We start from the raw sequence: 640 nt of genomic DNA on the forward strand, positions 1-640 counted from the left end.
CGAACCGGTTCGTCATCGCCCTGCCTCCTCCTGCGGGCAGCCTGATCGACGACGGGACGCCCACCGGCAAGGTGATCGGCCTCAAGGCCATCCCGAAGGCCGACCGACCGCCGGTCCTGATCCCGTTCTTCGCCTTCCGGAGTATGGTCGGCTGCGGCCTGCTGATGCTGGCGCTGGCCTGGGGCGGCATCGCCTTCTATGCAGCCGGGCGGCTCGAACGGGCCCGCTGGCTGCAATGGGGCCGAGGTGAAGACCGACGCCTATGCCCGCTTCTGGGAGGCCCTGCGCCGGGGCGAGTTCCAGGCGGCGGAGTACAAGCGCATCGCCAAGGGTGGCCGCGAGGTCTGGATCCAGGCCACCTACAACCCGGTCACCGATGCCTCCGGGCGTCCCGTGAAGGTCGTGAAGTTCGCCACCGACGTCACCGAGCAGAAGGTGCGCAACGCGGATTGCGACGGCAAGCTGCGGGCGCTGGACGGTGCGCACGGGATGATCGAGTGCGAGCTGGACGTGAAGGTGATGGACTCCAACGCCAACTTCCTGGCGGTGGTGGGCTACGGGCTGGAGGAGGTGCGCGGCCTGCACCATTCCCTGTTCGTGGACCCGGCCGAGGTGAAGACCGACGCCTATGCCCGCTTCT

The 640-nt window shown here is 68.4% G+C and carries 1 protein-coding gene and 1 pseudogene; both read left to right on the plus strand.

Going from position 1 to position 640, the window contains the following annotated elements; translation table 11 throughout:
* Positions 1–20 precede the first annotated feature (20 nt).
* Positions 21–227, plus strand: a pseudogene (locus MKK53_RS25660) (cytochrome ubiquinol oxidase subunit I); the annotation flags it as partial.
* Positions 228–246: 19 nt separating this feature from the next.
* A partial coding sequence (locus MKK53_RS05025; RefSeq protein WP_243927452.1) for a PAS domain-containing protein occupies positions 247–640 on the plus strand: 394 nt, incomplete at its 3' end.

Origin of the sequence: Methylobacterium sp. J-076 (genome assembly GCF_022829405.1) — a bacterium.
In the GTDB taxonomy this organism is placed as follows: Bacteria; Pseudomonadota; Alphaproteobacteria; order Rhizobiales; family Beijerinckiaceae; genus Methylobacterium.